The 26,142-nt window shown below is 60.6% G+C and carries 23 protein-coding genes; 20 read left to right on the forward strand and 3 right to left on the reverse strand.

Annotated elements, in window-relative coordinates; all coding sequences use genetic code 11:
- From FGQ61_RS00005 to FGQ61_RS00095, 19 genes are all read left to right on the forward strand, one after another.
- Positions 1-626, forward strand: a 626-nt coding sequence (locus tag FGQ61_RS00005; RefSeq protein WP_138374166.1) for an IS3 family transposase, incomplete at its 5' end; no start/stop codon positions are given.
- A 280-nt stretch (positions 627-906) separates the two neighbouring features.
- Complete coding sequence (gene ppdK, locus FGQ61_RS00010; protein WP_138374167.1) at positions 907-3,657, forward strand: pyruvate, phosphate dikinase; 2,751 nt, start codon at positions 907-909, stop codon at positions 3,655-3,657.
- Positions 3,658-3,866: 209 nt separating this feature from the next.
- Positions 3,867-4,208, forward strand: coding sequence for a 50S ribosomal protein L19 (gene rplS, locus FGQ61_RS00015; protein ID WP_006236098.1), 342 nt, complete (start codon positions 3,867-3,869; stop codon positions 4,206-4,208).
- 93 nt (positions 4,209-4,301) lie between these two features.
- A complete protein-coding gene (locus tag FGQ61_RS00020; RefSeq protein WP_138374168.1) occupies positions 4,302-5,090 on the forward strand; it encodes a ribonuclease HII in 789 nt (262 codons plus the stop codon).
- A 189-nt stretch (positions 5,091-5,279) separates the two neighbouring features.
- Positions 5,280-5,765, forward strand: a complete 486-nt coding sequence (locus tag FGQ61_RS00025; protein WP_055285132.1) for a YraN family protein — start codon at positions 5,280-5,282, stop codon at positions 5,763-5,765.
- Complete coding sequence (locus FGQ61_RS00030) at positions 5,765-7,288, forward strand: YifB family Mg chelatase-like AAA ATPase (protein WP_138374169.1); 1,524 nt, start codon at positions 5,765-5,767, stop codon at positions 7,286-7,288. The genes FGQ61_RS00025 and FGQ61_RS00030 overlap by 1 nt, the downstream gene beginning before the upstream one ends.
- Complete coding sequence (locus FGQ61_RS00035) at positions 7,285-8,220, forward strand: DNA-processing protein DprA (protein ID WP_138374170.1); 936 nt, start codon at positions 7,285-7,287, stop codon at positions 8,218-8,220. Before FGQ61_RS00030 ends, FGQ61_RS00035 begins: the two co-directional genes overlap by 4 nt.
- Before the next feature lie 14 nt (positions 8,221-8,234).
- Positions 8,235-9,572, forward strand: coding sequence for a methylenetetrahydrofolate--tRNA-(uracil(54)-C(5))-methyltransferase (FADH(2)-oxidizing) TrmFO (gene trmFO, locus FGQ61_RS00040; protein WP_117745959.1), 1,338 nt, complete (start codon positions 8,235-8,237; stop codon positions 9,570-9,572).
- An 8-nt stretch (positions 9,573-9,580) separates the two neighbouring features.
- Positions 9,581-10,489, forward strand: coding sequence for a tyrosine recombinase XerC (locus tag FGQ61_RS00045; protein ID WP_229025877.1), 909 nt, complete (start codon positions 9,581-9,583; stop codon positions 10,487-10,489).
- 219 nt (positions 10,490-10,708) lie between these two features.
- Positions 10,709-11,437 (forward strand): 30S ribosomal protein S2, encoded by a 729-nt coding sequence (gene rpsB, locus FGQ61_RS00050; RefSeq protein ID WP_006236109.1) that lies wholly within the window; start codon positions 10,709-10,711, stop codon positions 11,435-11,437.
- 45 nt (positions 11,438-11,482) lie between these two features.
- Positions 11,483-12,352 carry a translation elongation factor Ts gene (gene tsf, locus FGQ61_RS00055; RefSeq protein WP_022094736.1) on the forward strand — a complete coding sequence of 290 codons (870 nt, stop codon included), beginning with the start codon at positions 11,483-11,485 and terminating at the stop codon, positions 12,350-12,352.
- Positions 12,353-12,469: 117 nt separating this feature from the next.
- Positions 12,470-13,192 (forward strand): UMP kinase, encoded by a 723-nt coding sequence (gene pyrH / locus FGQ61_RS00060; RefSeq protein ID WP_035138557.1) that lies wholly within the window; start codon positions 12,470-12,472, stop codon positions 13,190-13,192.
- A gap of 2 nt (positions 13,193-13,194) precedes the next feature.
- Positions 13,195-13,731: a ribosome recycling factor gene (gene frr / locus FGQ61_RS00065; protein WP_006236112.1), complete on the forward strand. Its 537-nt coding sequence runs from the start codon at positions 13,195-13,197 to the stop codon at positions 13,729-13,731.
- A gap of 1 nt (position 13,732) precedes the next feature.
- A complete protein-coding gene (locus FGQ61_RS00070; protein ID WP_138374172.1) occupies positions 13,733-14,527 on the forward strand; it encodes an isoprenyl transferase in 795 nt (264 codons plus the stop codon).
- A 2-nt stretch (positions 14,528-14,529) separates the two neighbouring features.
- The gene (locus FGQ61_RS00075) at positions 14,530-15,429 is read left to right on the forward strand and encodes a phosphatidate cytidylyltransferase (RefSeq protein ID WP_233504739.1); all 900 of its coding nucleotides are present in this window, start codon (positions 14,530-14,532) and stop codon (positions 15,427-15,429) included.
- Complete coding sequence (gene dxr / locus FGQ61_RS00080) at positions 15,429-16,616, forward strand: 1-deoxy-D-xylulose-5-phosphate reductoisomerase (protein ID WP_138374173.1); 1,188 nt, start codon at positions 15,429-15,431, stop codon at positions 16,614-16,616. The genes FGQ61_RS00075 and dxr overlap by 1 nt, the downstream gene beginning before the upstream one ends.
- 24 nt (positions 16,617-16,640) lie before the next feature.
- Positions 16,641-18,002 (forward strand): M50 family metallopeptidase, encoded by a 1,362-nt coding sequence (locus tag FGQ61_RS00085; RefSeq protein WP_138374174.1) that lies wholly within the window; start codon positions 16,641-16,643, stop codon positions 18,000-18,002.
- A 13-nt stretch (positions 18,003-18,015) separates the two neighbouring features.
- Positions 18,016-19,098, forward strand: a complete 1,083-nt coding sequence (ispG, locus tag FGQ61_RS00090; RefSeq protein ID WP_138374175.1) for a flavodoxin-dependent (E)-4-hydroxy-3-methylbut-2-enyl-diphosphate synthase — start codon at positions 18,016-18,018, stop codon at positions 19,096-19,098.
- The gene (locus FGQ61_RS00095; RefSeq protein ID WP_229025872.1) at positions 19,099-20,820 is read left to right on the forward strand and encodes a proline--tRNA ligase; all 1,722 of its coding nucleotides are present in this window, start codon (positions 19,099-19,101) and stop codon (positions 20,818-20,820) included.
- Positions 20,821-21,001: 181 nt separating this feature from the next.
- Here the strand turns inward: FGQ61_RS00095 and FGQ61_RS00100 are convergent, their stop codons facing one another.
- The 3 genes from FGQ61_RS00100 to rpmB all read right to left on the reverse strand — a co-directional run bounded on the left by FGQ61_RS00100 (position 21,002) and on the right by rpmB (position 25,103).
- On the reverse strand, positions 21,002-21,766 hold the full coding sequence (locus FGQ61_RS00100; RefSeq protein ID WP_006236119.1) for an aminoglycoside phosphotransferase family protein: 765 nt from the start codon (positions 21,764-21,766) through the stop codon (positions 21,002-21,004).
- An 88-nt stretch (positions 21,767-21,854) separates the two neighbouring features.
- Positions 21,855-24,503: a bifunctional acetaldehyde-CoA/alcohol dehydrogenase gene (gene adhE, locus FGQ61_RS00105; protein ID WP_138112664.1), complete on the reverse strand. Its 2,649-nt coding sequence runs from the start codon at positions 24,501-24,503 to the stop codon at positions 21,855-21,857.
- A gap of 411 nt (positions 24,504-24,914) precedes the next feature.
- On the reverse strand, positions 24,915-25,103 hold the full coding sequence (gene rpmB, locus FGQ61_RS00110) for a 50S ribosomal protein L28 (RefSeq protein ID WP_022094725.1): 189 nt from the start codon (positions 25,101-25,103) through the stop codon (positions 24,915-24,917).
- A 452-nt stretch (positions 25,104-25,555) separates the two neighbouring features.
- Between rpmB and pyrR the strand changes: the two genes are divergently transcribed.
- Positions 25,556-26,140, forward strand: coding sequence for a bifunctional pyr operon transcriptional regulator/uracil phosphoribosyltransferase PyrR (pyrR, locus tag FGQ61_RS00115; protein ID WP_138374176.1), 585 nt, complete (start codon positions 25,556-25,558; stop codon positions 26,138-26,140).
- The last annotated feature ends 2 nt before the right edge of the window (positions 26,141-26,142 follow it).

Here is a 26,142-nt window from a genome sequence, read left to right on the forward strand (position 1 = left end):
CCCGCGTGATGCGCGAGGAGGGCCTCGAGGTCGTCTACAACAAGAGGCGCGCCCGGGGCTACAGCTCCTACGCCGGCGAGGTCTCCAAGGCGCCGGAGAACCTCGTGAGCAGGAATTTCCACGCCGACGAGCCCAACCGGCTGTGGCTCACCGACATCACCGAGTTCAGGCTCCCGGGCGGCGAGAAGGTCTACCTGAGCCCGATCGTCGACTGCTTCGACGGGATGCCCGTCGCCTGGTCGATCGGGCTGCACCCCGACAAGCGCCTCGCGAACTCGAGCCTGCTCAAGGCCTGCGCGGCGAGGCCGGCGGGCGCGCGCACGACGATCCACTCGGACCGGGGCGGCCACTACCGCTGGCCGGAGTGGATCGGGATCTGCGAGGAGAACGGCCTGATCAGGAGCATGTCCGCGAAGGGCTGCAGCCCGGACAACTCGGCCTGCGAGGGCTTCTTCGGGCGCCTCAAGAACGAGTTCTTCCACTACAGGGACTGGGAGGGCGTGACGGCCGAGGAGTTCATGGGAAGGCTCGAGGCCTACCTCGTGTACTATCGTGAGGAGCGGATCAAGAAGTCCCTCGGGTGGCTGAGCCCGATGGAGTACCGCAGGAAGCTTGGATACGCCTAGGCGCGGTCCAAGAAATCGTCCGCACCCCCATAGTAGTAGCATTTTGATAAAGCGATTTAGCAAAAACATCGCACTTGACCTGCTTTTTTATTGCAGTGGTATCTTCATAAGGTAACCACCTTTACCTACCGTTTACCGCCAGTTTTAGCACGTTTACCAAACCGCGCACCCTCTGCTCAAGCCTGCCCAAAACCCGCCGTATAGTTCCCTCACGGCCCGCATTCGGCGGGTCGATTCGTTACCACGGTCGTGCGCGAGAGCGCATGGAAGGGGAAGTGTCGTGAGCGATTGCAAGAGGGTTTACCGTTTTGGAACCGACGCCCAGGGCACCTGTGTCACCGAGGGCGACAAGTCCATGAACTTCGCGCTTGGCGGCAAAGGCGCTAACCTTGCCGAGATGAGCCGTATCGGCCTGCCGGTTCCCGGTGGCTTTACTATTACCTGCCAGACTTGCGTCGAGTACTCCGGTGCCGGCAACGTGTGGCCCGAGGGTGCACTCGATGAGATCGTTGCTGCCGAGGCGGACCTCGAGGCCCGCTGCGGCAAGAAGCTCGGCGACGCCTCCGATCCGCTGCTCGTGTCGGTTCGTTCGGGCGCTCCGTTCTCCATGCCCGGCATGATGGACACGGTCCTCAACTTAGGCCTCAACGACGACTCCGTTCAGGGGCTCATCGCCCAGACGCAAAATCCGCGTTTTGCTTGGGATAGCTACCGCCGCTTTATTCAGATGTTCTCCAACGTCGTTATGGGCGTTGACGCCGACCTGTTCGAGAACGCGCTGACCCAGGCACGCCTGGTCGCCGGCGTCCGCGTCGACTCCGAGCTTTCGGCCGAGGATCTGCAGGAGCTCGTCGAGACCTTTAAGGGCATCTTCTCCGAGAACGTCGATGCCTCCCTGTATCCCGAGCTCGAGGTCGCTGACGGCAAGCCCGTTTTCCCGCACGACCCGGAGCTTCAGCTACGCCTTGCAATTCAGGCCGTCTTTGGCAGCTGGATGAACGAGCGTGCCTGCATCTACCGCAAGCAGCATGGCATTTCCGACGAACTCGGCACCGCCGTCAACGTACAGGCCATGGCCTTTGGCAACAAGGGCGAGACATCTGCGACCGGCGTTGCCTTCACGCGCAATCCGGCCGACGGCACCAAGGAGTTCTACGGTGATTTTTTGGTTAATGCCCAAGGCGAGGACGTCGTCGCCGGTATCCGCAACACCGAGCCCATCGCCGACCTCAAGGCCACCCCGGGCCTCGAGTCCGCAGGCAAGGAGCTCGAGCGCGTCTTCCTGACGCTCGAGGATCACTATCGCGACATGTGCGACATTGAGTTCACCATCGAGCAGGGCAAGCTCTGGATGCTCCAGACCCGCGTGGGCAAGCGAACTGCCACCGCCGCCCTGCGCATCGCCATCGAGATGGTCGAGGAGGGTCTGATCACCCGCGATGAGGCTGTGAGCCGCATCGATCCCGCGCAGCTCGACCAGCTCCTGCACCCACAGTTCGACGCCTCCAAGAAGTACGAGGCTCTCGCCAGCGGTCTTAATGCCAGCCCCGGTGCCGCCGTGGGCGAGGTCATGTTCTCGAGCGACGACGCCGTCGCGCGCGCCAACGAGGGCCACAAGGTCATTCTGGTTCGTTGGGAGACCAACCCCGACGACCTGAAGGGCATGGTCGCCGCCGAGGGCATTCTGACCAGCCACGGTGGCAAGACGAGCCATGCCGCCGTTATTGCCCGCGGCATGGGTACGCCCTGCGTCTGCGGCGTTGAGCGCTTCCATATCGACGCCGCCGAGAAGGTCGTGCGCATCGAGGGCAGCGACCGCGTGCTGCATGAGGGCGATGTCATCTCCATCGACGGCACCCAGGGTATCGTCGTCGACGGCGCCGTTGATCTGGTTTCGGCCGAGCTCACCGGCGACCTGGACACCATCCTGTCCTGGGCCGACGAGATTCGCCTGGACGAGACCGGCGGCCACGCCAACCATGTGCGCGTCAACGCCGACAACCCCGAGGATGCCGCGCTCGCGCTCGAGTTTGGCGCCGAGGCCATCGGCCTGTGCCGCACCGAGCACATGTTCCTGGGCGACCGCAAGAACATCATCCAGAGCTTCATCCTCTCCGATGATGAGGCCGTGAAGCAGCAGGCCCTGGCGGACCTGCTTAAGGTTCAGACCGAGGACTTCCTGGCGATGTTCAAGACCATGTCCGGTCGCGACGTAGTTGTTCGCCTGCTCGATCCGCCGCTTCATGAGTTCCTGGATAATCCTCGCGAGCTCGAGGTCGCCATCACCAAGAAGGAAGCCGCTGGCGCCAGCGAGGAAGAGCTTGCCGTCCTGCGTGCCCGCCTGCGCCGTATCGATGGCATGGTCGAGTCGAACCCCATGCTCGGCCTGCGCGGCGTGCGCCTGTCCGTTGTCTTTAGCGATCTGCCACTCATGCAGGTTCGCGCCGTCGCCACGGCTGCCGCTCGCCTCATCAAGGAGGGCGTCGATCCGCGTCCCGAGATCATGGTCCCGCTCGTCTCCATCACGGCGGAGCATGTCCAGACCCGCGAGGTCATCGAGCGCGTGATCGCCGAGGTTTCCGTCGAGGAGGGCGTCGAGCTCAATATTCCCGTGGGCACGATGCTCGAGCTGCCGCGTGCCTGCATGGTTGCCGACGAGATCGCCCATCATGCTGACTTCTTCTGCTTTGGCACCAATGACCTCACCCAGACGACCTTCGGCTTCTCTCGTGACGATGCCGAGGCCAAGTTCATCCCGCTGTACATGCACAAGAAGATCTTGAAGGACAACCCCTTCGAGACCATCGACTCGGCGGTGCTGGAGCTCGTGCGCATGGCCGTCGAGAAGGGTCGCGCCACCAACCCCGACATGCACTTTGGCGTGTGCGGCGAGCACGGCGGCGACCCCAAATCCATTAAGGGCCTGTTCAACGTGGCCGATGTGGACTACGTGTCCTGCTCGCCCTATCGCGTGCCCCTCGCGCGCCTGGCGGCCGCTCAGGCCAAGCTCGAGGCGAAGCGCTCCGCCTAACGTTTTGGGTTTAGACGCCTAGCGTAGCCCCCTTCATGCCGCCCGTCTCATTCGCGAGGCGGGCGGTTATCATGTGCGGGTTTTGTCTTTTTGTCTGCGTAAAAAATTGTTCTTGCAGCAGAAACCCGCGCGTGTATACTCGAATACGTTTGTTCAACTACGTGCCGGCCAAGGTGGTACGGCACCTCTAGAAGAGTAAGGAATTGCACATGGATTACATCCGCGCAATCGAGCGTCAGCAGATCCGCGAGGACATTCCTCAGGTTCGCGTCGCCGACAACGTCAAGGTTCACTACCGCATTAAGGAAGGCGACCGCGAGCGCATCCAGGTCTTCCAGGGCGACGTCATCCGCATGGCCGGCGCCGGTGCCCGCGAGACCTTCACTGTCCGCAAGATGTCCTTCGGTGTCGGTGTTGAGCGTACCTTCCCGCTTCACAGCCCCAAGATCGCCAAGCTCGAGGTCGTTCGTCATGGTCGCGTCCGTCGCGCCAAACTGTACTACCTCCGCGACAAGGTGGGCAAGGCTGCTCGCATCCCCGAGAAGCGCTAAGAAGATCGCAGCGTCTGTCCACTCGTTTGGACGTAAGGGTCACCTTCGGGTGGCCCTTCTTTTTATCTGATTTGCATGCAAGGAGGGCCTGGTATGGCCAATATGACGAGCTCGGTTTCGGCATCGCAGGTTGCCGGCGAGCTGGCGAGTGCCACGTTCGAGGAGATTCCCGCCCTCGTGGAGCATTATCGCGAGGATCCGCGCCAGCAGGTGATCAAGGCTTGCGAGCGTGCCCTTAAGCGCCATGCCAAGGAGCTTGCCGAGCGCGAGCGCGTCAACGGCATGTACGAGCTTATGCATGAGCTCGGCGGTGATGGCGTGGTCGTGGGCGTCGACGAGGTGGGCCGTGGCTCGGTAGCGGGGCCCTTGACCGTGTGTGCCGTGTGCCTTCCGATGGAGCCGCGCATCTGGGGCATCAACGATTCCAAAAAGCTCACGCCGGCGCGCCGCGAGCTGCTCTCGGTTAAGATTGCCGAGGTGGCGACTGCTATCGGCTTTTGCCATATCGCTCCTGCAGATATCGATGAGATGGGTATGGCCCGCGCCATCCGCGCTGCCGTTGCGGGTGCGGTGGCCGATACGGGACTTGAACCCGACTGCGTCCTCATGGATGGCAACCCCTTGGGCGCCGTTCCCAATGAGCGCGACGTGGTGAAGGGCGATGCCAAGATCGCCTGTATCGCCGCGGCATCCATCATGGCAAAGGTCACGCGTGACGAGATGATGGTCGAGTACGACGCCGAGTACCCCGAGTACCATCTGGCCGAATCGAAGGGCTATGCGAGCCCCGAGCACATCGAGGCCATTCGAAAACATGGACTTTGTCCACTGCATCGTGTGAGCTTTTGCGGAAACTTTCTGCAGACTGAGCGCCTTTTCTAGGTCAATTGTGGAGACAGGGACCTCTAGGGTTTTATAAACCTGCTGGTAGCGGGCCGTATGCAACAGCATTGCTGCGTACGGCCCTTTTTTTGACGGCATTTGGTCAGCTTTTGGTTTGCTTCCTGTACTTACCCGCATGAAAGGTGCCCTCATCATCGGGGCAATGCAGTGTGCGGGAAAGGAGACCCCATGAGTGCCGCAAGCAAAAAGAGCAAGACGCAGCAGCTCAAGGAGCGTTGGGAAAACGGCGAGCTCGACTGCGGGGCGATGACGCCCGAGTTTATCAAGGGACTCAGTCCCCGTGAGCTGGGCATGCTGGGCGAGCTGATCACCATCGACTACTTTAACGAGCGCGGCTACACCTTGCTGGAGCAGGGTTATCGTTGCACCGAGGGCGAGGCCGATCTGGTGCTGCTCGATGAGCTTGACGATGTCGTGGTGATGGCCGAGGTCAAGACCAGGCGCGTCGCCCTGGATTGCACCACGCGGGTCTTTCCCGAGGAGGCCGTGGATGCCCAAAAGCAGCGTCGGTATCGCCGTATCGCAAGTTGCTATCTCATGGAGCACTATCCGCTCAAGGCGATCCGCTTCGATGCAGTGGGTGTCACCATTCGCGGCGGGCATATCGCCGAGATCGAGCATCAGTACAACGCGTTCGATTGGCAGGTGTCGTGATGGCGTTCGAGACGTTTGCCGTTCACGCGGCCTGCATCCGCGGCGTCGAGGCGATTCACGTCACGGTCGAGGTCTCGCTTGCCGGCGGCGTTCCGGGCATTCAGATGCTCGGCATCCCGAGTATGGAGGTGATGGAGTCACGCGGTCGTATTCGCTGCGCGATGCGCTCCGCCGGGTTCGAGATCCCGCGCTCGGGCATTACCGTTAACCTGGCACCCGGCGATATCCGCAAGACCGGTAGCGGCTTTGACCTGCCCATCGCCATCGCGGTTCTAGCGGCCGATGAGCAGATTCCCCGTGACAACCTCGATCGCTGCCTTATCGCAGGTGAGCTTGGTCTGGACGGTACGGTGCTTCCCGTCAAGGGCGAGGTGGCGTTTCAGCTATTGGCTCGCGACATGGGGCTGTCTTTTATCGCCGGCAGGTCCGACCAGCATGTGCCACTCGCGGGCGTAGATTGCGGCTTTATCGACCATCTGTCTCAGCTTGCTCACGGCATGGGCGATGCCGCACGGCACTACTTGGATTCCGAGGGTGTCGAGGCGACCTTTGAGCCCGAGCTCGACTATGCAGACGTGCTGGGGCAGGAAGTCGCTAAACGCGGCATGGCGCTTGCGGCGGCAGGAGAACTCGGCTTGCTCATGATCGGGTCTCCGGGATCGGGCAAGACGATGCTCGCACGCCGTATGACCGGCATCCTGCCCGAGCTTTCCGTTGAGGATCAGCAGGAGGCACTGTGCATCCATTCGGTTTTGGGTGAGAACATTGATGGCTTGTTGGCGGGGCACCGCCCCTTCCGCAGTCCCCACCACAGTATTTCGACCGCAGGCCTTATCGGCGGCGGGCGCCCGGTGCACCCGGGTGAGATCAGCCTTGCTCATGGCGGCGTGCTCTTTTTGGACGAGCTTGCCGAGTTTCCCACTGGCGTGCTGCAGACGCTGCGTCAGCCCATCGAGCGTGGCTACGTGAGGATCGTACGCGTCGACGGGGCTTTTACCTTCCCGTCGCGCTTTCAGCTGCTGGCTGCGAGCAATCCCTGCCCCTGCGGCTTTTTGGGCGATCGCGAGGTACCGTGTCGCTGCTCGGCGGCGATGGTCGAGCGCTATCGGTCTAAACTGCGCGGTCCCTTGGCCGACCGTATCGACATGATGATCGATGTGACCCGTCCCGACCCTCAAGTGATTATCGAGGGTGCGGAGGGTATGTCGTCGGCCGAGTTACGTGACTACGTTGTGCGCGGTCGTGCCTTTCGCGCCTGGCGCGAGTTCCGTATGGACGATGCGGATGCCGAGGCCGAGGATGACGAGACGCGGTCTATTGACGGCGTCGTTTCGACCTTCGAGCTCGATGATGCTGCCGAGAAATGCGTACTTGGCCTATCCAAACGCACGCATCTCACGGGCCGCGGCATCGTACGCCTGGTGCGTATCGCGCGTACAATCGCTGACGTCGCCGAGAGCGAGCAAGTGACGCAGGACCACGTGCTCGAGGCGGCGATGTACCAGGGAAGGAGGGACCAATGATAGCTGAGGGGACCTTCGAGCTGCATCCAGGTGATGCGTTGTATCCCGAGAGCGTTTTGGAGCTATCTGATGTACCCCAGACGCTCTATGTGCGCGGCAACCCCGAGGTGCTTTCGACGCCCGCGCTCTCCATCATCGGTGCGCGAAAGGCCTCGCCGTATGGTCTTGCCGTGGCAGAGCTTGCGGCGAAGGTGGCGGTTGAGGCGGGAGTGACGGTAGTTTCGGGCGGTGCGGTCGGTTGTGACCAGGCCTCGGGTTGGGCTGCGGTCAACGCCGGCGGCAAACACGTCGTGGTGCTGGGGACGGGCGCCGACGTGGTCTACCCGCGTTCGAGCGCGGGGCTTATTACGCGCACGCTCGATACGGGCGGCGCGGTCGTGTCGATCTCTCCGTGGGGCATGGGTCCGCGCAAGTTTGCCTTTCCGCGTCGCAATCGCGTGATCGCGGCCCTGTCGCAAGCCCTCTTTGTATCCGAGGCGGGTATGCCTTCCGGGACGTTTTCTACAGCCGAGGCTACTATGGATTTGGGGCGCGAACTTCTTGCCGTGCCGGGGTCGATCCTATCGCCCGAGTCGCGTGGCACGAATTACCTCATTGCGAACGGTGCCTGCTGCATTGTCGACGAGGAGTCCATCGAGATGGCTATCTCTCGCATATACGGCACCCTGCGCTACTCGCGCCCCGATGCTCCCGGCATTGCCGACCTGAATCCAACACAGCAGACCGTGATGCATGCGCTCATCGCCTCTCCGCTCAAGGTCGACGACATCGCGGCGCTCGTCTCACTCGATGCTGTCGGCGTACTCAAACTCTTGGGTTCGCTTGAACTCGAGGGCCTTATCGAGCGCATGATGGATGGAAGGTATGCGCCCTCCAAGTTTGCCCTTCACGCCCAGACGCCCTTCGGTCACAATGGAAAACGTGTCAATTAGAAAGGTGTTTGTAGATGCAGTTCGATCAGGTGACGGTTATCGGTGGCGGTCTGGCGGGTTCGGAATGCGCGATCCAGCTGGCAGACCGCGGGTTTGCCGTAAAGCTGTGCGAGATGCGCCCCCAGGTGAGCTCCCCGGCTCACCATACCGATCACCTGGCAGAGCTCGTCTGCTCCAATTCGTTTAAGTCGACCCGTCCGGATTCCGCGGCTGGTTTGCTGAAGGCCGAGCTTGAGCGCATGGGTTCAGTCCTGCTCGACTGCGCCCATCGCGCTGCTGTTCCCGCTGGTGGCGCCCTGGCGGTCGACCGTGTTACATTCTCCGAGCTCGTCGAGGCTGAGGTTGCCGCCCGCCCCAATATCGAGGTCGTTCACGGCGAGGTCACCCAGATCCCCGAGGGCCACGTGGTCATTGCCGCGGGCCCGCTGTGTTCACCGGCGCTGAGCGAAGAGGTCATGAAGCTCGTCGGTGGCGACGCCCTTGCGTTCTTCGATGCCGCGGCGCCGATCGTCGATGCCTCCACGCTCGATATGGACGTGCTGTTTTCGCAGTCGCGCTACGAGGAGCAGGGGAGCGGCGACTATCTCAACGCTCCGCTCAACAAGGAGGAGTACGAGGCCTTTATCGAGGCGCTCACCACGGCCGACCGCGTGGTGCTCAAGGACTTTGAGGGCGGCGATCTGTTCCAGGCCTGCCAGCCTGCCGAGGAGGTTGCGCGCACCGGCAAGGACGCCATTCGCTTTGGCGCCATGAAGCCCGTCGGCCTCACCGACCCGCGTACCGGACGTCGCCCTTGGGCGGCGATTCAGCTGCGTGCCGAGAACAAGGAGAAGACCGCCTATAACCTGGTGGGCTTCCAGACCAACCTGACCTTTGGCGAGCAGAAGCGCGTCTTCCATATGGTGCCGGGCCTGGAGAACGCTGAGTTCTTCCGCTACGGTGTCATGCACCGCAATACCTTTGTCGACGCCCCGCACGTGCTCGATGGCACCTTTGCCGTGCCCGGTACCGGCGTGCGCCTGGCCGGTCAGATCACCGGCACCGAGGGGTACATGGAAGCCGTGGCGACCGGTCTGCTCGCGGCGCTCAACACCTATGCAGAGGCTATCGGCGCCGATTCCGTCGAGTTGCCCCGCGTGGGCGCCCTGGGCGCGCTCGTGGGCTATGCGACCGATCCTGCCACCGTGGGCTACCAGCCCATGCATGTCAACTTTGGCCTGGTGCCGCCGCTCGAGGACGGTAAGCGTCGCAGCAAGCGCGACCGCTACCAGGCCTATGCGGACCGTGCGCTTGAGGCCCTTGATGCCTATCTGGCCACTCGCCCCGATCTGTTTGGAGGCGACCGGTCATAGCCTTTGACCTGTACGATGCCGTCGACTCGTTTATCGCCTATATCGCACGTGTCGAGGGACTTTCTCCCAACACGGTGACGGCCTATGGCTCGAGGCTGGAGCGCTTTGCTTCCTGGTGCGAGCGCGAGGATATCGATGCTTTCGCTGCCGACGTGCGCACCATTCGTCGCTATCTTGCCGAGCTTTCGCGTGAACAGGTGGCTCCCCGAACGCTTGCGGCGCATCTGTCTGCCATTCGCTCGCTCTATCGGTGGATGACTGCCGAGGGGATTATCGAGGGTGATGCGGTCTCGGCGATCGCATCGCCCAAGCTGCCGCGCGACCTGCCGGGCGTCCTTACGACCCAGCAGGTCGAGGCGCTGCTCAAGACGCCTGATACCTCGACGCCCGCGGGACTGCGCGATGCGGCGATGCTCGAGCTGCTCTATGCCTCGGGTGCTCGTATCTCTGAGCTCGCAGCACTCAATGTGGAGTCCATCGCTTGGTCCGAATGCACGCTGCGCCTGTGGGGCAAGGGGGGCAAGGAACGTATCGTCCCTCTGTATCGTCGTGCGCTCGAAGTGACGCGTCTCTATATTGAGGAGGGGAGGCCGGAGTTGCTCGCTCAGGCAAAGCGCCGTGACCTCGCTACCGGGCCGCATCCGCTGCTTGTATCGGCGCGCGGCAACCGCATGAGCGCCGCCATGCTCCGGCGGCGGTTCCATACGCTGGCGACGCGCGCCGGCATTCCGGCCGACATCGCCCCGCATGCGATGCGCCATACCTTTGCGACCGACTTGCTCGAGGGCGGTGCGGACCTGCGCTCGGTTCAAGAGCTGCTGGGTCATGCGAGCCTGTCCACGACGCAGATCTACACGCATCTCACACCCGATCGGCTTAAGCGGGCTGTGGCTCAAGCCCATCCCCGCGGCGAATAGTGGCTGGGACGTCCCGCGCCGCACTCAGGTGTGTGGTTTTGATTGCGGGTTGGCAGGAGGAAGCATTCCTGCTATCATTCATCGGGTTGCTTCACGGCAACATGTTTTTATCACGCACGCGCGGCTACTTCATACCGTGGTGCCCGGGCTTTGGTAGCACATGTCCGGGTTGGTTTTGGAGGATGACCCCGCGCGGAGGCAAACCACAGGAGGTTTAACATGGCTACCAAGATTAATATCCGCACCCTGCTCGAGGCCGGCTGCCACTTCGGTCACCAGACCCGTCGCTGGAACCCCAAGATGAAGCCGTTCATCTTCGGTGAGCGCAACGGCATCTACATCCTCGACCTCAAGCAGACCATCCTCGACGCCGACCAGGCCTACACCTTCGTCAAGAACGTCGCCAAGGGTGGCAACGTGCTGTTCGTCGGCACCAAGAAGCAGGCTCAGGAGGCCGTCAAGAACGCTGCTGAGCGCGCCAACATGCCTTACATCAACCAGCGTTGGCTCGGCGGTATGCTGACCAACTTCGTCACCATCCGCTCCCGCATCAACCGCATGGAGGAGCTCGAGGCCATGGTCGAGGACGGCCGCATGGCTGTTCTGCCCAAGAAGGAGCAGGCTGTGCTCGGCAAGGAGCTCACCAAGCTCCAGACCAACCTCGGCGGCGCCCGCGACATGAAGGGTCTGCCCCAGGCTCTCTTCGTCATCGACACCAAGCGCGAGGAGAACGCCATCAAGGAGGCTCAGCGCCTGAACATCCCCGTCGTCGCTCTGATCGACACCAACTCCGATCCCGACGAGGTCGAGTACGGCATCCCCTGCAACGATGACGCTATCTCCGCTGTCACCCTTATGTGCGAGCTCATGGCTGACGCCTGCCTCGCTGGCTCCGGCAAGGAGCAGGTCTCCGAGGCCGAGATGGCCGCTGAGCCCAAGGCCGAGTAAATCAGTCTTAGTTAATTCTTTTTCATCTCTTTGAAAGGAACCACAATGGCCCAGATTACCGCCGCTATGGTCAAGCAGCTCCGCGAGATGACCGACTCCCCGATGATGGAGTGCAAGAAGGCTCTCGTCGAGGCTGACGGCGACATGGACGCCGCTGTCGACGTTCTGCGTAAGAACGGCCTTGCCAAGGCTGCCAAGAAGGCTGGCCGTGAGACCAACGAGGGCGCTGTCGCCGCGTTCGTCTCCGAGGATGGCAAGACCGGCGCTCTGCTCGAGCTCTCCTGCGAGACCGACTTCGTTGGCTCTAACGCCAAGTTCACCGGCTTTGCTTCCAAGGTCGCTGAGGTTGTCGCTACCACCGAGCCTGCTGACGTCGACGCTCTGCTCGAGAAGCCGATGGGCGAGGAGACCGTTTCCTCCGAGCTCACCGAGATGATTCACATCATGGGCGAGAACATGAAGATCTCCCGCTTCGCTGCCCGCAAGGCTGAGAACGGAGCGCTCGCTTCTTACATCCACATGGGTGGTAAGATCGGCGTCCTCGTCGAGTTCGCCTTCGAGAAGGCTGAGACCGCTCAGGCTGAATCCTTCAAGACCTTCGCTCACGACGTTGCCCTTCAGGTTGCCGCCGTCGCCCCGATCTGCGCTACCCGCGATCAGGTTCCGGCCGAGACCGTCGAGCACGAGAAGCAGATCTACATGGCTCAGGCTGCCGAGTCCGGTAAGCCCGAGGCTATCCAGGAGAAGATGGCTGTCGGCCGTCTGGAGAAGTTCTACAAGCAGTCCGTGCTCACCGAGCAGGAGTTCATCAAGGACAGCTCCCTCACCATCAAGAAGTACGCTGAGCAGGTCTCCAAGGAGCTCGGCGACACCATTACCGTCGTTGCCTTTGACCGTCTGGTCCGTGGCGAGTAAATAAGCTCTTGTAGCTGGTAATGAGCAGGCTGTGGGTTTTACTCACAGCCTGCTTTTTCATGGCTCTTATCAGAGCCTTTGATATCATATTGAGAGTCTAATTAAAGGAGGATCGCTTTGTCCGACATCCGATATAAACGCGTGCTTCTTAAGCTTTCCGGCGAAGCACTGATGGGCGACGGCCAATATGGCATCGACCCCAAGGTTACCGACCATCTTGCCAAGCAGGTCAAGGAGCTGCTCGCCGTTGGCCATGAGGTCGGCGTCGTTGTCGGCGGCGGCAATATTTTCCGCGGCATGGCAGGCGCTGCCGGTGGCATGGAGCGTGCTCAGGCCGATTATATGGGCATGCTCGCGACCGTTATGAACGCGCTCGCCCTGCAGGATGCCTTCGAGCACAACGATGTTCCCTGCCGCGTGATGAGCGCTATCCAGATGAACGAGATCTGCGAGCCCTATATTCGCCGTCGCGCCATCAACCACCTTTCCAAGGGCAACGTCGTTATCTTTGCCGCCGGTTCGGGCAATCCGTACTTTACGACCGACACCGCCGCGGCTCTTCGTGCGTGCGAGATCGGCGCCGAGATTCTGATTAAAGCCACCAAGGTCGACGGCATCTATGACAAGGACCCCGTCAAGTGTGCCGACGCCGTCCGCTTTGACAAGATCACCTATCACGAGGTTCTCGTCCGCGGTCTGCAGGTTATGGATTCCACGGCTACGGCACTGTGCCAGGATAACCGTATGCCGATTTTGGTCCTCAACATCGATGGCGAGGACACCGTCAAGCGCGCGCTTTCGGGTGAGCCCGTCGGCACGCTCGTCTATCAGGAGGATTAAGCATGGCAGAGAACATCACCGCCCATATGGACAAGTCGCTCGAGTCCCTCAAGCATAACTTCTCCAAGGTCCGTACCGGCCGCGCCAATGCCAACATTCTGTCCGACATCACCGTCGATTATTACGGTGTTCCCACGCCGGTCACGCAGGTTGCCGCCGTCAAGACCCCCGAGGCCCACATGCTGCTCATCGAGCCGTGGGACAAGGCGCTCATCAATGCTATCGTCAAGGCCATCGGCGCTTCCGATCTGGGCATTACCCCCAACTCCGATGGCACCGTCGTTCGTCTGCCGTTCCCGGCTCCCACCGAGGAGCGTCGTCGCGAGCTCGTCAAGGAGTGCCGCGAGTACGCCGAGCAGGCCAAGGTGTCTATCCGTAACATCCGTCGCGACTTCAACAACAAGCTCGAGCGCGATGAGGAGCTCACCGAGGACGATGTCCGTCGCGAGCAGGCCAAGGTCCAGAAGCACACCGATGAGTATGTCGCCAAGGTCGAGGAGCTTCTGAAGGAAAAAGAAGCCGAGGTCATGGAGATCTAAGGTGCAATACGACGAGCATAAACTGGTCGAGTACTTTGCCGACGCCCCCGCGGGCGTCGGTTTTTCCGACCTTGACCTCAATAACATTCCGCACCATATCTCGTGCATCATGGACGGCAACGGTCGTTGGGCCACATCGCGCGGTCTTGCACGCACCGAGGGCCACAAGGCGGGTATCGTCTCCCTTCGCGAGATTATTACCGCCTGCGTGCGTCTGGGCGTCGACGTGCTTTCGGCCTATGCGTTTTCTACCGAAAACTGGAACCGCCCGCAGCATGAGGTCAACGTCTTGATGCACCTGTTTGCCAAGACGTTTATCGACGAGCTGCCGCTTCTGAAGCGCGAAAACGTGCGCGTTATCTTTTTGGGTGACATTTCCGCGCTGCCCAAGAAGACCCGCGACGTTTTTGAACGCGGTCTTGCCGAGTGCGCCAATCACACCGGCATGACGCTGGCGCTTGCCGTCAACTACGGCGCGCGTGCCGAGATTACCCGCGCTGTCCGTCAGATCGCACTCGACGCTGCCGCCGGTAAGATCGATCCTGGCGCAATTGATGACGACATGGTGGCTTCCCACCTCTATACCGCCGGCCTACCCGATCCTGAGCTTGTGATTCGCACCTCTGGTGAGCTTCGCCTTTCGAACTACCTGCTGTGGCAGGTGGCTTATTCAGAGTTCTACGTCACCGATACCTATTGGCCCGACTTTGATCGTTGGGGCCTTGTCGACGCCATTTTGGCCTATCAGGGCCGTGACCGTAGGTTTGGTGGACTGAGCAAGACCGAGGAGGCTTAATCGTGTCTGATCGTCCCAAGGCATCTGCTCCCAAGACGCCTGCGCGCAAAGCTGCCACTGCGGGAGCGCCTGCAGCGAAGAGCGGCACCGGTTCGTGGCTGGCGGGCTTTATTACCCGTGCCGCTGCCGGTATCGTCTACGCCGTTGTCTTTATCCTGTGCTTGGTTTTGGGTATTGTGCCCACGGCCATCTTTGTTTCTGTCATGAGCGGTCTGTGCTGCTATGAGTTTTTCCGTATGACGAGGCTCGATGGCAAGATGGCTAACGAGCGCATGGGTATCGCTGCCGCCGTACTCTTTCCGCTGTCGGCGTTGGGCGATTCAATGTTGCTGAATGCCCTGCTTTTTGCCCTGATGCTCGCTGTGGGCATTTGGTATGTCTGGTCACCGCGTACCCGCATCTCTGATGTGGCCGTGACGCTCATGGGTCCCATCTACACTGGCTTTATGCTGTCGGCTATCGTGCTGCTGCGCGATGCCGTGCCCGGTTTTGCCGGCGCCCTGCTTTCGGTGGGCGTTTGTGCGTCCCTTTGGGTCTCCGATTCGTTTGCCTACATCGTGGGCAGCCGTATCGGTAAACACAAGATGGTTCCCAAGATTTCTCCCAAAAAGAGCTGGGAGGGGTTTGTCGGCGGCATCCTGGGCTCGGTTTTGATTTGGCTCATCCTGTGGGCGACGCATTTCTACAAGCTCAGCCTGCCCTATGCGCTGCTGTGCGGCGTGGTCGTGTCCATTTTGGGCGTTATCGGCGACCTTATCGAGTCTCGCATCAAGCGCGGTGTGGGCGTTAAGGATTCCGGTAACCTTATCCCGGGCCACGGCGGCATGCTCGATCGTAGCGATTCGCTTATCTTCGGCTGCATCACAGCGCAGCTGATGCTGATGATCGGAGGCGTGCTGTAATGTCATTCCAGACGACGTATGGCTCCGATGGACGTCTCCGTGTTGCCATCCTGGGCTGTACGGGCTCTATCGGCACTCAGGCGCTCGATGTGTGCCGTCAGCATGCCGATCGCCTGCAGGTGACGGCGCTATCCGTTAACTCCAGTACCTCCGAGCTCGTTGCCGCTGCCCGCGAGTTCTCGGTTCCGGCGGTTGCCGTGGCCGATGTCGCTCATGGCGATGACGCCGTGCTGCAGGAGTTGCCCGAGGGAACGAAGCTCGGCGTTGGCGCGCAGGCGGTTTGCGAGCTCGCGCGTCGCGACGATGTCGACTGCGTGCTCGTCGCTATTGTGGGTGCCGCCGGTCTCGAGGCGAGCCATGCGGCCTTGACCTCGAATAAGCGTCTTGCCCTTGCCAACAAGGAGTCCCTCGTCGTCGGTGGCGACTTGCTTATGCCGTTGGCGCAACCGGGCCAGCTTATTCCAGTCGACTCTGAGCACTCCGCCATCTACCAGTGCTATCTGGGGGAGAGCCCGCGCGAGGCTCATTGTATTTGGCTCACCTGCTCGGGCGGTCCGTTCTTTGGCCGCACGCGCGACGAGCTAGATCGCGTGACGCGTGCCGATGCCCTCGCACATCCCACGTGGGCCATGGGTGCTAAGATCACCATCGACTCCGCCACCCTCATGAATAAGGGCTTGGAGCGCATTGAGGCCATGCATCTGTTTAACTGCGACCTCGATTTCATTAACGTGGTCGTGCAGCGTCAGTCCAAGATTCACTCTATGGTCGAGTTTGCCGACGGCTCCGTGATGGCGCATCTCGGTGCTTCCGACATGCGTATTCCCATCCAGTTCGCGTTCTCGTATCCCGAGCGTTGGGATACCCCGGCGCCTCGTATCGATTTCCGCGAGCTGGGGCAGCTCACGTTTGATGCTGCCGACATGAATACCTTCCGCTGCCTGGCGCTGGCCGAGCGTGCCGGCAAGACGGGCGGCACCATGCCGTGCGTGCTTAATGCGGCCAACGAGGTCGCTGTCGATGCGTTCTTACACGACGGCTGTAGCTTTACCGATATCGACCGCGTTGTGGAATCCTGCATGGATGCGCATGACACACAGGCGGTTACCTCGTTTGAGCAGCTTCGCGACATCGATGCCTGGGCGCGCGAAAAGGCCGCTCTGGTGCTCGCCGCAACCCATTCCTAACCATAAGGATTTCTTTTTCGATTTATGGATACTGTTCTGAGCGTTCTCTCATCGGTCTTTTGGGGCCTTCTGATGCTTTCCGTCCTCGTGTTTTTGCACGAGGGCGGCCACTTTTTGGCGGCGCGTGCCTGCGGCGTCCGTGTGACCGAGTTCTATTTGGGCCTGCCGTGCCGTTTTGACATCCATCACACGTCGCGTCGCATCGGAACCAAGTTTGGCGTGACGCCGCTGCTGCTGGGCGGCTATGCTGCCATCTGCGGCATGGATCCCACGGACGTCTCGTGTGCCGATTGCGTGCTTGCGGCAATCTATCGTCACGGTCGCGTGACCGTGGCCGACCTTGCCGCCGAGCTCGAACTGCCCGAGGAGGACGTACTCGAGGCCTGTGCCTTGCTGCTGGGGTGGGGTTCCATCGCTCCCTGGTACGAGGAGGGGGAGAAACCCTCGCCGAGTTATTACCCCACCAAGTACCAGACGCTGCCGCGCGATGCTGCAGGATATACCACCTTTGACGGTCGCAAGTTCGATCGAGAGCATGCGACTGCCGAGGGCGATGTATGGGAACTGCCGTGCGGCGAGGCTGAATTCCTCGCACGCGAGCGCTCGCACACCTATTTGGGCCAAGGCTTTCTCAAGCGAGCCTTTATGTTGCTCGCGGGCATTGTCGTCAATATCCTGACGGGCTTTTTGCTCCTTATGAGCATCTATTCCATCGCAGGTGTCGCGGTGCCGTTGGATACCAATGTGATCGGTCAGGTTGACGAAGGCTCGATTGCCGCCGCGGCGGGAATCGAGGGCGGTGACGCGATCCTTTCGGTCGACGGAGTATCGTGCTCTACCTGGATAGACGTTTACGACGCCATCGGCAAGGCTGCCGGTAAGGACGATATCGCCATCGAGTACGAGCGTGATGGCAAGCAGCATTCGACCACGGTTGCACTCAAAGAGGACGAGCGCCTAGGTGTGTACGCCTCTACGCAGGTGGTCCGTTTGGACCCCATCACGTCGGCTCGCCTGTCGTTCTCCTATGTCGTGCAGACAGCGGAGGGCGTGATGCGCCTGCTCCAGCCGCAGCACACGATGGAGATTCTCGACCAGTCCTCTTCGATCGTGGGTATTAGCGTTATGTCCTCACAGGCTGCTGCTGCCGGTCCTGCCACGTTCCTCTCGTTTGCCGCCCTCATTTCGTTCTCGCTTGGCTTTATGAACCTGCTGCCCATCCCACCGCTCGATGGCGGCAAGCTGGTCATCGAGATCATTCAAAAGATTGCGGGCCGCGAGCTTCCGCTCAAGGTCCAGACGATTGTGAGCTATGTGGGCATCGCGCTCTTTGCGCTGTTGTTTGTCTATATGCTTCGTTCCGACGTCCTTCGATTTATTTTGTAGGGGAGTGTTTGGATTGTCTTTATCCCATCCTTTGCCTCGCGAGCTGACGCGCCCCGTGCATGTGGGCGGCGTGCAGATCGGTGGCGGCGCGCCGGTGGTGGTCCAATCCATGACCTGCACCGATACCGCTGATGCCCAGGCAACGCTTGCGCAAGTGCGCGCGTTGGCGCAGGCTGGCTGCGATATCGTGCGCGTGAGCGTGCCCACCGAGGCCGCGCTTGAGGGTTTCCGCACCATCTGTGCCGAGTCTCCGGTGCCGATTGTCGCCGACATCCACTTTAACCATAAGCTCGCCATTGGTGCCGTCGAGGCCGGTGCTGCCAAGCTGCGCATCAACCCCGGCAATATCGGCGATTGGGCCAAGGTTGACGCGGTGATCGATGCTGCGGGTGCCGCGGGCTGCGCAATTCGTATCGGCGTCAATGCCGGTTCGCTTGAGCAGGATATCGCCGAGCGCGAAGACCTCACGCAGCCCGAAAAGCTCGTGATGTCGAGCGAGCGTTTCGTCAAGCATTTTGAAGACCGCGGCTTTACGAACATTGTGCTTTCAGCCAAGGCCCACAGCGTGCAAACGACGCTCGATGCCTATCGAGCCCTGTCGCGTGAGATTCCCCACGTTCCGCTTCACCTGGGCGTAACCGAGGCAGGTACCAAGCTGCAGGGCACCATCAAGAGCTCGGTGGGCCTTGGTATCCTGCTGTCTGAGGGTATCGGTGACACCATGCGCGTCTCGCTCACGGCCGATCCGGTCGAGGAGCCGCCGGTCGCCTGGGGCATTTTGCAGTCTCTGGGCCTGCGTCGCCGTGGACCCGAGATTGTCTCGTGCCCCACGTGCGCCCGCTGCCAGGTTAACCTGATTGCAATCGCCGAGGAAGTAACCGAGCGGCTTAAGAACTATGCCGCGCCGCTTTCGATTGCCGTCATGGGGTGTGCCGTTAATGGCCCCGGTGAGGCTTCTGATGCCGACCTGGGCGTTGCTTGCGGACGTGGTCAGGCTCTGCTCTTTTCGCATGGCCAGATCATTGGTAAAGTAGCTGAGGACCAAATTGTCGACGCGCTTATGGCCGAGGTCGACAAGCTTATTGAGGAGAAATAAATGACCCGAGCAATGTATATGTCTAAGCTCTATGCGCCGACGCTCAAAGAGGATCCGGCCGACGCCGAGCTTGCAAGCCATCGTCTGCTGCTTCGTGCCGGTATGATCCGCAAGGAGGCCGCCGGTCTGTATTCCTATCTGCCGCTCGCTTGGCGCTCGATTCGTAAGATCGAGAACATCGTGCGCGACGAGATGGACGCCGCCGGCGCCCAGGAGCTCATGATGCCCATTATGGTCGATGCCGAGCTGTGGCGTGAGTCCGGCCGCATCGATGCCTATGGCAAGGAGCTCGTGCGCTTTGACGACCGTCATGGTCGCGAGTTTGTGCTGGGCCCCACGCACGAGGAGACCGTCACGGCCCTGGTGCGCAACGAGCTGCGCTCCTATAAGCAGCTGCCCGTCAACCTGTACCACATTCAGGACAAGTTCCGTGATGAGTTCCGTCCCCGCTTTGGCCTGATGCGCGGCCGTGAGTTCATCATGAAGGACGCCTACAGCTTCTCTGCCACGCAGGAGAGTCTGCAGGAGGAGTACGACAAGATGAAGCAGGCCTACGCCAACATCTGCGAGCGCTGCTACATCAAGGCTCTGCCCGTCGTCGCCGATTCTGGCGAGATCGGTGGCGATACCTCCGTCGAGTACATGGCTTTGGCTGACGCCGGCGAGGCTTCGCTCGTCTACTGCGACGATTGCGGCTTCGCTGCCGATGACGAGGCTGCAAGCACCAAGGTCGTCGTGACCGAGGGTCCTGGTGACGGTACGCTCACCAAGGTTGAGACTCCGGGCATGGGCACCATTGAGGCTGTTGCTAAGTTCTTTGGGTTCCCCGAGAACGGCACGCGCAAGTCGCTGGCACTCATCGACGCCGAGGGCAAGCCGGTCGTGGCCATTGTTCCGGGCGATCACGAGCTCAACGATTGCAAGGCCGAGCACGTCTTTGGCAAGGGCTATCGCATGATGACCGACGAGGAGCTTCAGGCGAACGGTCTGCACAAGGGCTTTATCGGACCGGTTAACCTGCCCGATGGCATTCGTCTGGTGTGCGATGAGAGCCTGCGCGAGTCCAAGCAGTGGGCCTGCGGTGCCAACGAGGTCGATTATCACTTTACCGGTGCCTGCCCCGAGCGCGACTTTACCGTCGACGAGTGGGCCGATCTGGTCACCGTCGTCGCCGGCGATCCCTGCCCGCACTGCGGCAAGCCGCTCTCTGCTGCTCGCGGCATCGAGGTTTCCCAGGTCTTCCAGCTGGGCACCAAGTACTCCGAGGCCATGGGTGCTACCTTTATGGACGAGGACGGCAAGGAGAAGCCGCTTATCATGGGTTGCTACGGCGTGGGCGTGTCTCGCTCGCTCGCTGCCGTCGTGGAGCAGCACAACGACGAGCATGGCATCGTCTGGCCGGTCTCCGTTGCCCCGTACGAGGTTGCGGTGATTCCGCTCGACCCCAAGAAGGAGGAGTGCGCTACCGTTTGCGAACAGATCGTTGATGGCCTGTGCGCCGAGGGTATCGAGGTTGTCGTCGACGATCGCGATGAGCGTCCCGGCTTTAAGTTTGCCGACAATGACCTTATGGGCTTCCCGTATCAGGTGGTGCTCGGCAAGCGTGGCCTTAAGAACGGCACCGTTGAGCTCAAGGACCGTGCCACGGGCGAGCGCGAGGACGTGGCGATCGACGAGGTCGTCGCCAAGGTCGCCGAGCTTGTGAAGGCTGCCCGCCGTTAATCGGCGATTTCGCTTGTAGTTCGATATACGGGACGGCCCCGCATTTCTCCAGATAGGGGAGATGCGGGGCCGTCCTTTTATCTTGTCGGCGCGCTCAATCGCTAAAAGGAAAAACCCCACAGCCCATGCGAGCTGCGGGGTTTTCCTTTGTGCCTCCGATGCGAAATGAATCGCTCAGATATTACTGATAATCGACGACGTCGATCCAGTTCTTAAGGAACTCATCGTTCACGTTGCGCTTACGAGCGAGCTCGGAAGCGGCAACGATGCTCGTCCACTGACGCACGACCTGCATGGGCATGTCGGCGCGGTCGCAGTAGAGCTCCAGGTAGGCCTCGGCCTGATCCTTGCTGTTGAGGGCAAAGAGCAGGTAGGTGGTGGCAACGTCGGCAGCAGGGGAGCCCTGGGTGGCGTGTGCCCAGTCGCAGACGTACAGCTGACCGTCGTCGCCGACGATGACGTTGGAGGGGTTGAAGTCGCCGTGGCAAACCTTGAACTCCTTGGTCATACCGTCCAGACGCTCCTGAAGGTTGTAGCGCGTGGTGGCATTGAGCTGATCAAGGCTGTCGATCATGCGGGCGAACTTGTCGCGCTGACGGTTGAGCAGCGGGGAGGTGTAGCCGTGGATCTCGATCTGGAGGTCGACGAACATCTCGAGGTACTCACCGAAGCGCTGGGGCTCGGCAGTCATCTTCTCGGCAAGGGTAGTGCCCGGAACCTTCTCGGTCACGAGCGCCCAGCCGTTGGCGTTCTCGAGCTGGGAAACCTCGAGAGCCTTGGGGCTGCGGATGCCGCACTCATTGATGCGGGCAAGATTCAAAGCCTCGTTGAACACGTCGGAGACGGGCTTGGTCTCGTTAAAGACCTTGACGATCTTGTCGCCCAGGTCGTAAACGACCTTGTTGCCACGGCGGACGAGCTCGGTCTTGGAATCGGGTAGCAGCATGGTTGCATCCTTTCAACGATGCGATAGAAGCGACGGCGGGGGTGTGTGAAACACCCGTGCACCCCCGCCGTTAAAAACCGTGCTAGAACTAGCAGACGGCGTAATCCTGAGGCTCTCGGCCGTAGTAGGCGTCCAGGTAGAGCTCCTTGATCTCGCTCATGAGCGGGTAGCGCGGGTTAGCGCCGGTGCACTGGTCGTTGAATGCCTGCTCGGTCATCTCGTCGAGGGTGTCGAGGAAGTACTTCTCGTCAACGCCGTACTCAGCGATGGTGTGCTTGACACCGATGAAGTCGCAGAGCTCGGTGAGCTTGGTGATGAAGTTCTCGAAGACCTCACGGTCGTCCTTGCCGTCGATGCCGCAGTAACGAGCCATCTCGGCGTAGTTGTGCAGCGCGTTGGGGTAAGGATACTGAGAGAAGGTTCCCATCTTGACAGGAGCCTCGGCGGCGTTGTAACGCATGACGCGGGTCAGGATGACGGCGTTTGCGAGGCCGTGGGGCAGATGGTGGAAAGCGCCGAGCTTGTGGGCCATGGAGTGGTTGAGGCCCAGGAAGGCGTTACCGAATGCCATACCGGCCATGCAGGATGCGTTGTGCATCTCCTCGCGAGCGTGCGGATCCTTGGCACCGTTGGTGAAGGAGCTCGGGAGGTTCTCGAAGACGAGCTTTGCGGCGCGCTCGGAGAGGCCCTTGGTGTAATCGGAAGCCATGATGGAGACGTAGGACTCGATGGCGTGGGTCATGACGTCAATACCGGAAGCTGCGGTGAGGCCCTTCGGGGCGGTCATGCAGTTGTCGGCGTCGACGATAGCCATGTTGGGGAGCAGCGCGTAGTCGGCGAGCGGCCACTTGATGCCGGTCTCCTTGTCGGTGATGATGGCGAACGGCGTGCACTCGGAGCCAGTGCCCGAAGAGGTCGGGACGGCGACGAAGTAAGCCTTCTTGCCCATCTCGGGGAAGGTGAAGATACGCTTGCGGATGTCCATGAAGTCCATGGCCATGTCCTCGAAGTTCGCCTCGGGGTGCTCGTACATCATCCACATGATCTTGCCGGCGTCCATTGCGGAACCGCCGCCGACGGCGATGATGACATCCGGCTCGAAGAGCGTCATCTGCTTGGCGCCGCGACGTGCGCACTGCAGGGAGGGATCGGGCTCAACGTCGTAGAAGCAGTCGTGAGCGATGCCCATCTCATCGAGCTTGGCCTCGATGGCACGCGTGTTGCCATTCTTGAAGAGGAACTGGTCGGTAACGATGAAGGCGCGCTTCTTGCCCATTACGGTGCCGAGCTCGTCGAGCGCGACGGGCGTGCAGCCCTTCTTGAAGTAGACCTTCTCGGGTGCGCGGAACCACAGCATGTTCTCGCGGCGCTCTGCCACGGTCTTGACGTTGATCAAGTGCTTCACCCCAACGTTCTCGGAGACGGAGTTGCCACCCCAGGAGCCGCAGCCCAGGGTTAGAGACGGCTTCATGCCGAAGTTGTAGAGGTCACCGATGCCGCCGTGCGAGGACGGGGTGTTGATGACGATGCGGCAGGCCTTCATGACGTGCTGGAACTTAGCGATCTTCTCGCTCTGTGCCGGGTGCACGTAGAGAGAGGCGGTGTGGCCCGGGCCACCTGCGAGGACGAGGTGCTCTGCCTTGTCAACGGCCTCCTGGAAGTCCTTGGCGTGATACATAGCGAGGACCGGGGAGAGCTTCTCGTGGGAGAACTCTTCCTTCTCGGGATCGGTGGAGGTGACCTCGGCGATCAGGATCTTGGTCTTGGCGGGAACCTCGATGCCGGCGAGCTCGGCGATCTTGGCGGCAGCCATGCCGGGGATGCGGTGATCGAGTGCGCCGTTCTTGAACATGGCGGCACGCAGGGCGTCCATCTCGGCACCCTGCTTGACGAAGTAGCAGCCGCGACGCTGGAACTCAGCCTTGACATCCTTGTAGATGGAGTCGAGGACGGTGACGGACTGCTCGGAAGCGCAGATCATGCCGTTGTCGAACGTCTTGGAGTGGATGATGGAGTTGACGGCGAGCTTGATGTCCGCGGTATCGTCGATGATGACCGGGGTGTTGCCGGCGCCGACGCCGAGTGCGGGCTTACCGGAGGAGTAAGCAGCCTTGACCATGCCCGGGCCACCGGTTGCGAGAATGATGTCGACGTCGCGCATGACCATGTTGGTCAGCTCGATGGACGGCTTGTCGACCCAGCCGATGATGCCCTCAGGAGCACCGGCCTTGACAGCTGCGTCGAGAACGAGCTTGGCGGCGGCGATGGTGCACTTGGCGGCTGCCGGGTGCGGGGAGATGATGATGGCGTTACGGGTCTTCAGGCAGATGAGCGTCTTGAAGATGGCCGTGGAGGTCGGGTTGGTGGTCGGGATGACAGCGCCAACGATACCGATCGGCTCGGCGACCTTGGTGATGCCGTAAGCGTCGTCGCGCTCGATGACACCGCAGGTCTTGGTGTTCTTGTAAGCGTTGTAGATGTACTCAGCGGCGTAGTGGTTCTTGATGACCTTGTCCTCGAGAACGCCACGGCCTGTCTCCTCGATGGCGAGCTTGGCCAAAGGAATACGAGCCTTGTTGGCGGCCATAGCAGCCTCGTAGAAGATCTTGTCTACCTGCTCCTGAGTGTACTCAGCGAATTTAGCCTGGGCCTCACGCATAGATTTGAGTTTGGCCTCAAGCGCCTCCACGTTGTCCACGATGGCGGGAGTAGTGTTTTCCGGTGACTTTTTCACCATTTGTGTCTCCTTGCGATCGGAGATTTACCCTACGCCTTGCATGATAGCAAGAAATAATTCGGTAAACGGTCAGATTCCCGTAAAAGGCATACTAAAACGCTTCAATCAAATGAACCGTTTCAACTAAATTATGCTACTTAGCGTAGGAAAGATCGGATGCTTTGCGCCTTGTAGGTGCCCTGAAGCCGTATTGGCCAGCATTTGGTTCCAGAGGGTTTTTGGCTTAAAGGCGTCGGGTTATCGAGAACGACTTTTGCATATTCATATGTTAGTAGTTGTCGTCTTACGATCAGTTGGTAGTCAATAAACCAAAAAGGCGCCCTCCGTAGGGGAGGGCGCCTTTGGTAAGTTCTATGTGAACGCGAGGTCTTTGACCCGGAGAGTCCGAGGTACTTGTTGGTAAGACCTTATTTAGGAGCGCGCAACCTTGCCGGACTTGAGGCAGGTGGAGCAAACGTTCATCTTGCGACGGTGACCGTCGACGACGACGTAAACGCGCTGGATGTTGGGGCGGAACTTACGGTTGGTGACGCGGTGAGAGTGGCTGATGGAGCGACCGGCAACGGGGTGCTTACCGCAAACTTCGCAAACTTTGGACATAACTGACCCTCCTTGGGCGACAAACGAACATGTCGCGTTAACAAACAAGCCTGAACTATAGCACAGAAGCAGCTCCCTGTGCGTAATCTACACAGAGATATTTCTCTTTTGGCGATAGTGCCCACGCCACGGCCCTGGACGTAGATCCGATTTGCGTGCAGCAGAGGGGATTATGCCAGCTCGCAACAAGGTTTTCAAGCTCGTCCCACAAATATATATAGGTTTATTGAGCGTTGGGCTCCGTTTACGGATTGCTCCGTATTTATGCTCGCAATTAAGCTCGAGGTTGGCTACACTATCCCTTGACCATTAAAGGGGTACGAGATACCCACATGGAATTACATAGCTGCCATAGAGCAGCCCTTCCTTGTGGGTGTCTGGTCCGCTTTGAGCGGTCGGGCATCTATTTTTTTGACTGTGTCAACAGTCAAGACATGTGAGGAAGGAGATCGATGGGCACGACTTCCCCCAAGGCGGTCATCATGGACGAGACCGCCGTCAACCGAGCGATGACCCGCATCGCGCACGAGATCCTCGAGCGCAACGAGGGCTGTGAAGACCTCGCTCTGGTCGGCATCGTCACGCGCGGCGACCTTCTGGCAAAGAAGCTCGCCGAGGCGATCAAGGAGATCGAGGGTGTCGACGTTCCGCTTGGCAGCCTGGACATCAGCTTCTATCGCGATGACTATGCGACCAATTTCGCTCCCGCGATCCACGCTACCAACATTCCCTTCAGCGTCGACGGCAAGCGCGTCGTGCTGGTGGATGACATCCTGTACACGGGCCGTACCATTCGCGCCGCTCTGGACGCCGTCATGGATCTGGGCCGTCCGAGCCGCATTGAGTTGGCAGTTCTCGTTGACCGCGGTCACCGCGAGCTCCCCATCTCGCCGGACTTTGTCGGCAAGAACGTTCCCTCGTCGCACGAGGAGAACGTGCACCTATATATGAAGGAAGTCGACGGCCGTACCGCTGTCGAGATCAACGACGTCGCGCCGGGCTCCCACGTGGGTTCTGCGCCGCTGGGAGGTGAGTAGTA

This window comes from Collinsella aerofaciens (assembly GCF_005844325.1).
In the GTDB taxonomy this organism is placed as follows: Bacteria; Actinomycetota; Coriobacteriia; order Coriobacteriales; family Coriobacteriaceae; genus Collinsella; species Collinsella aerofaciens_G.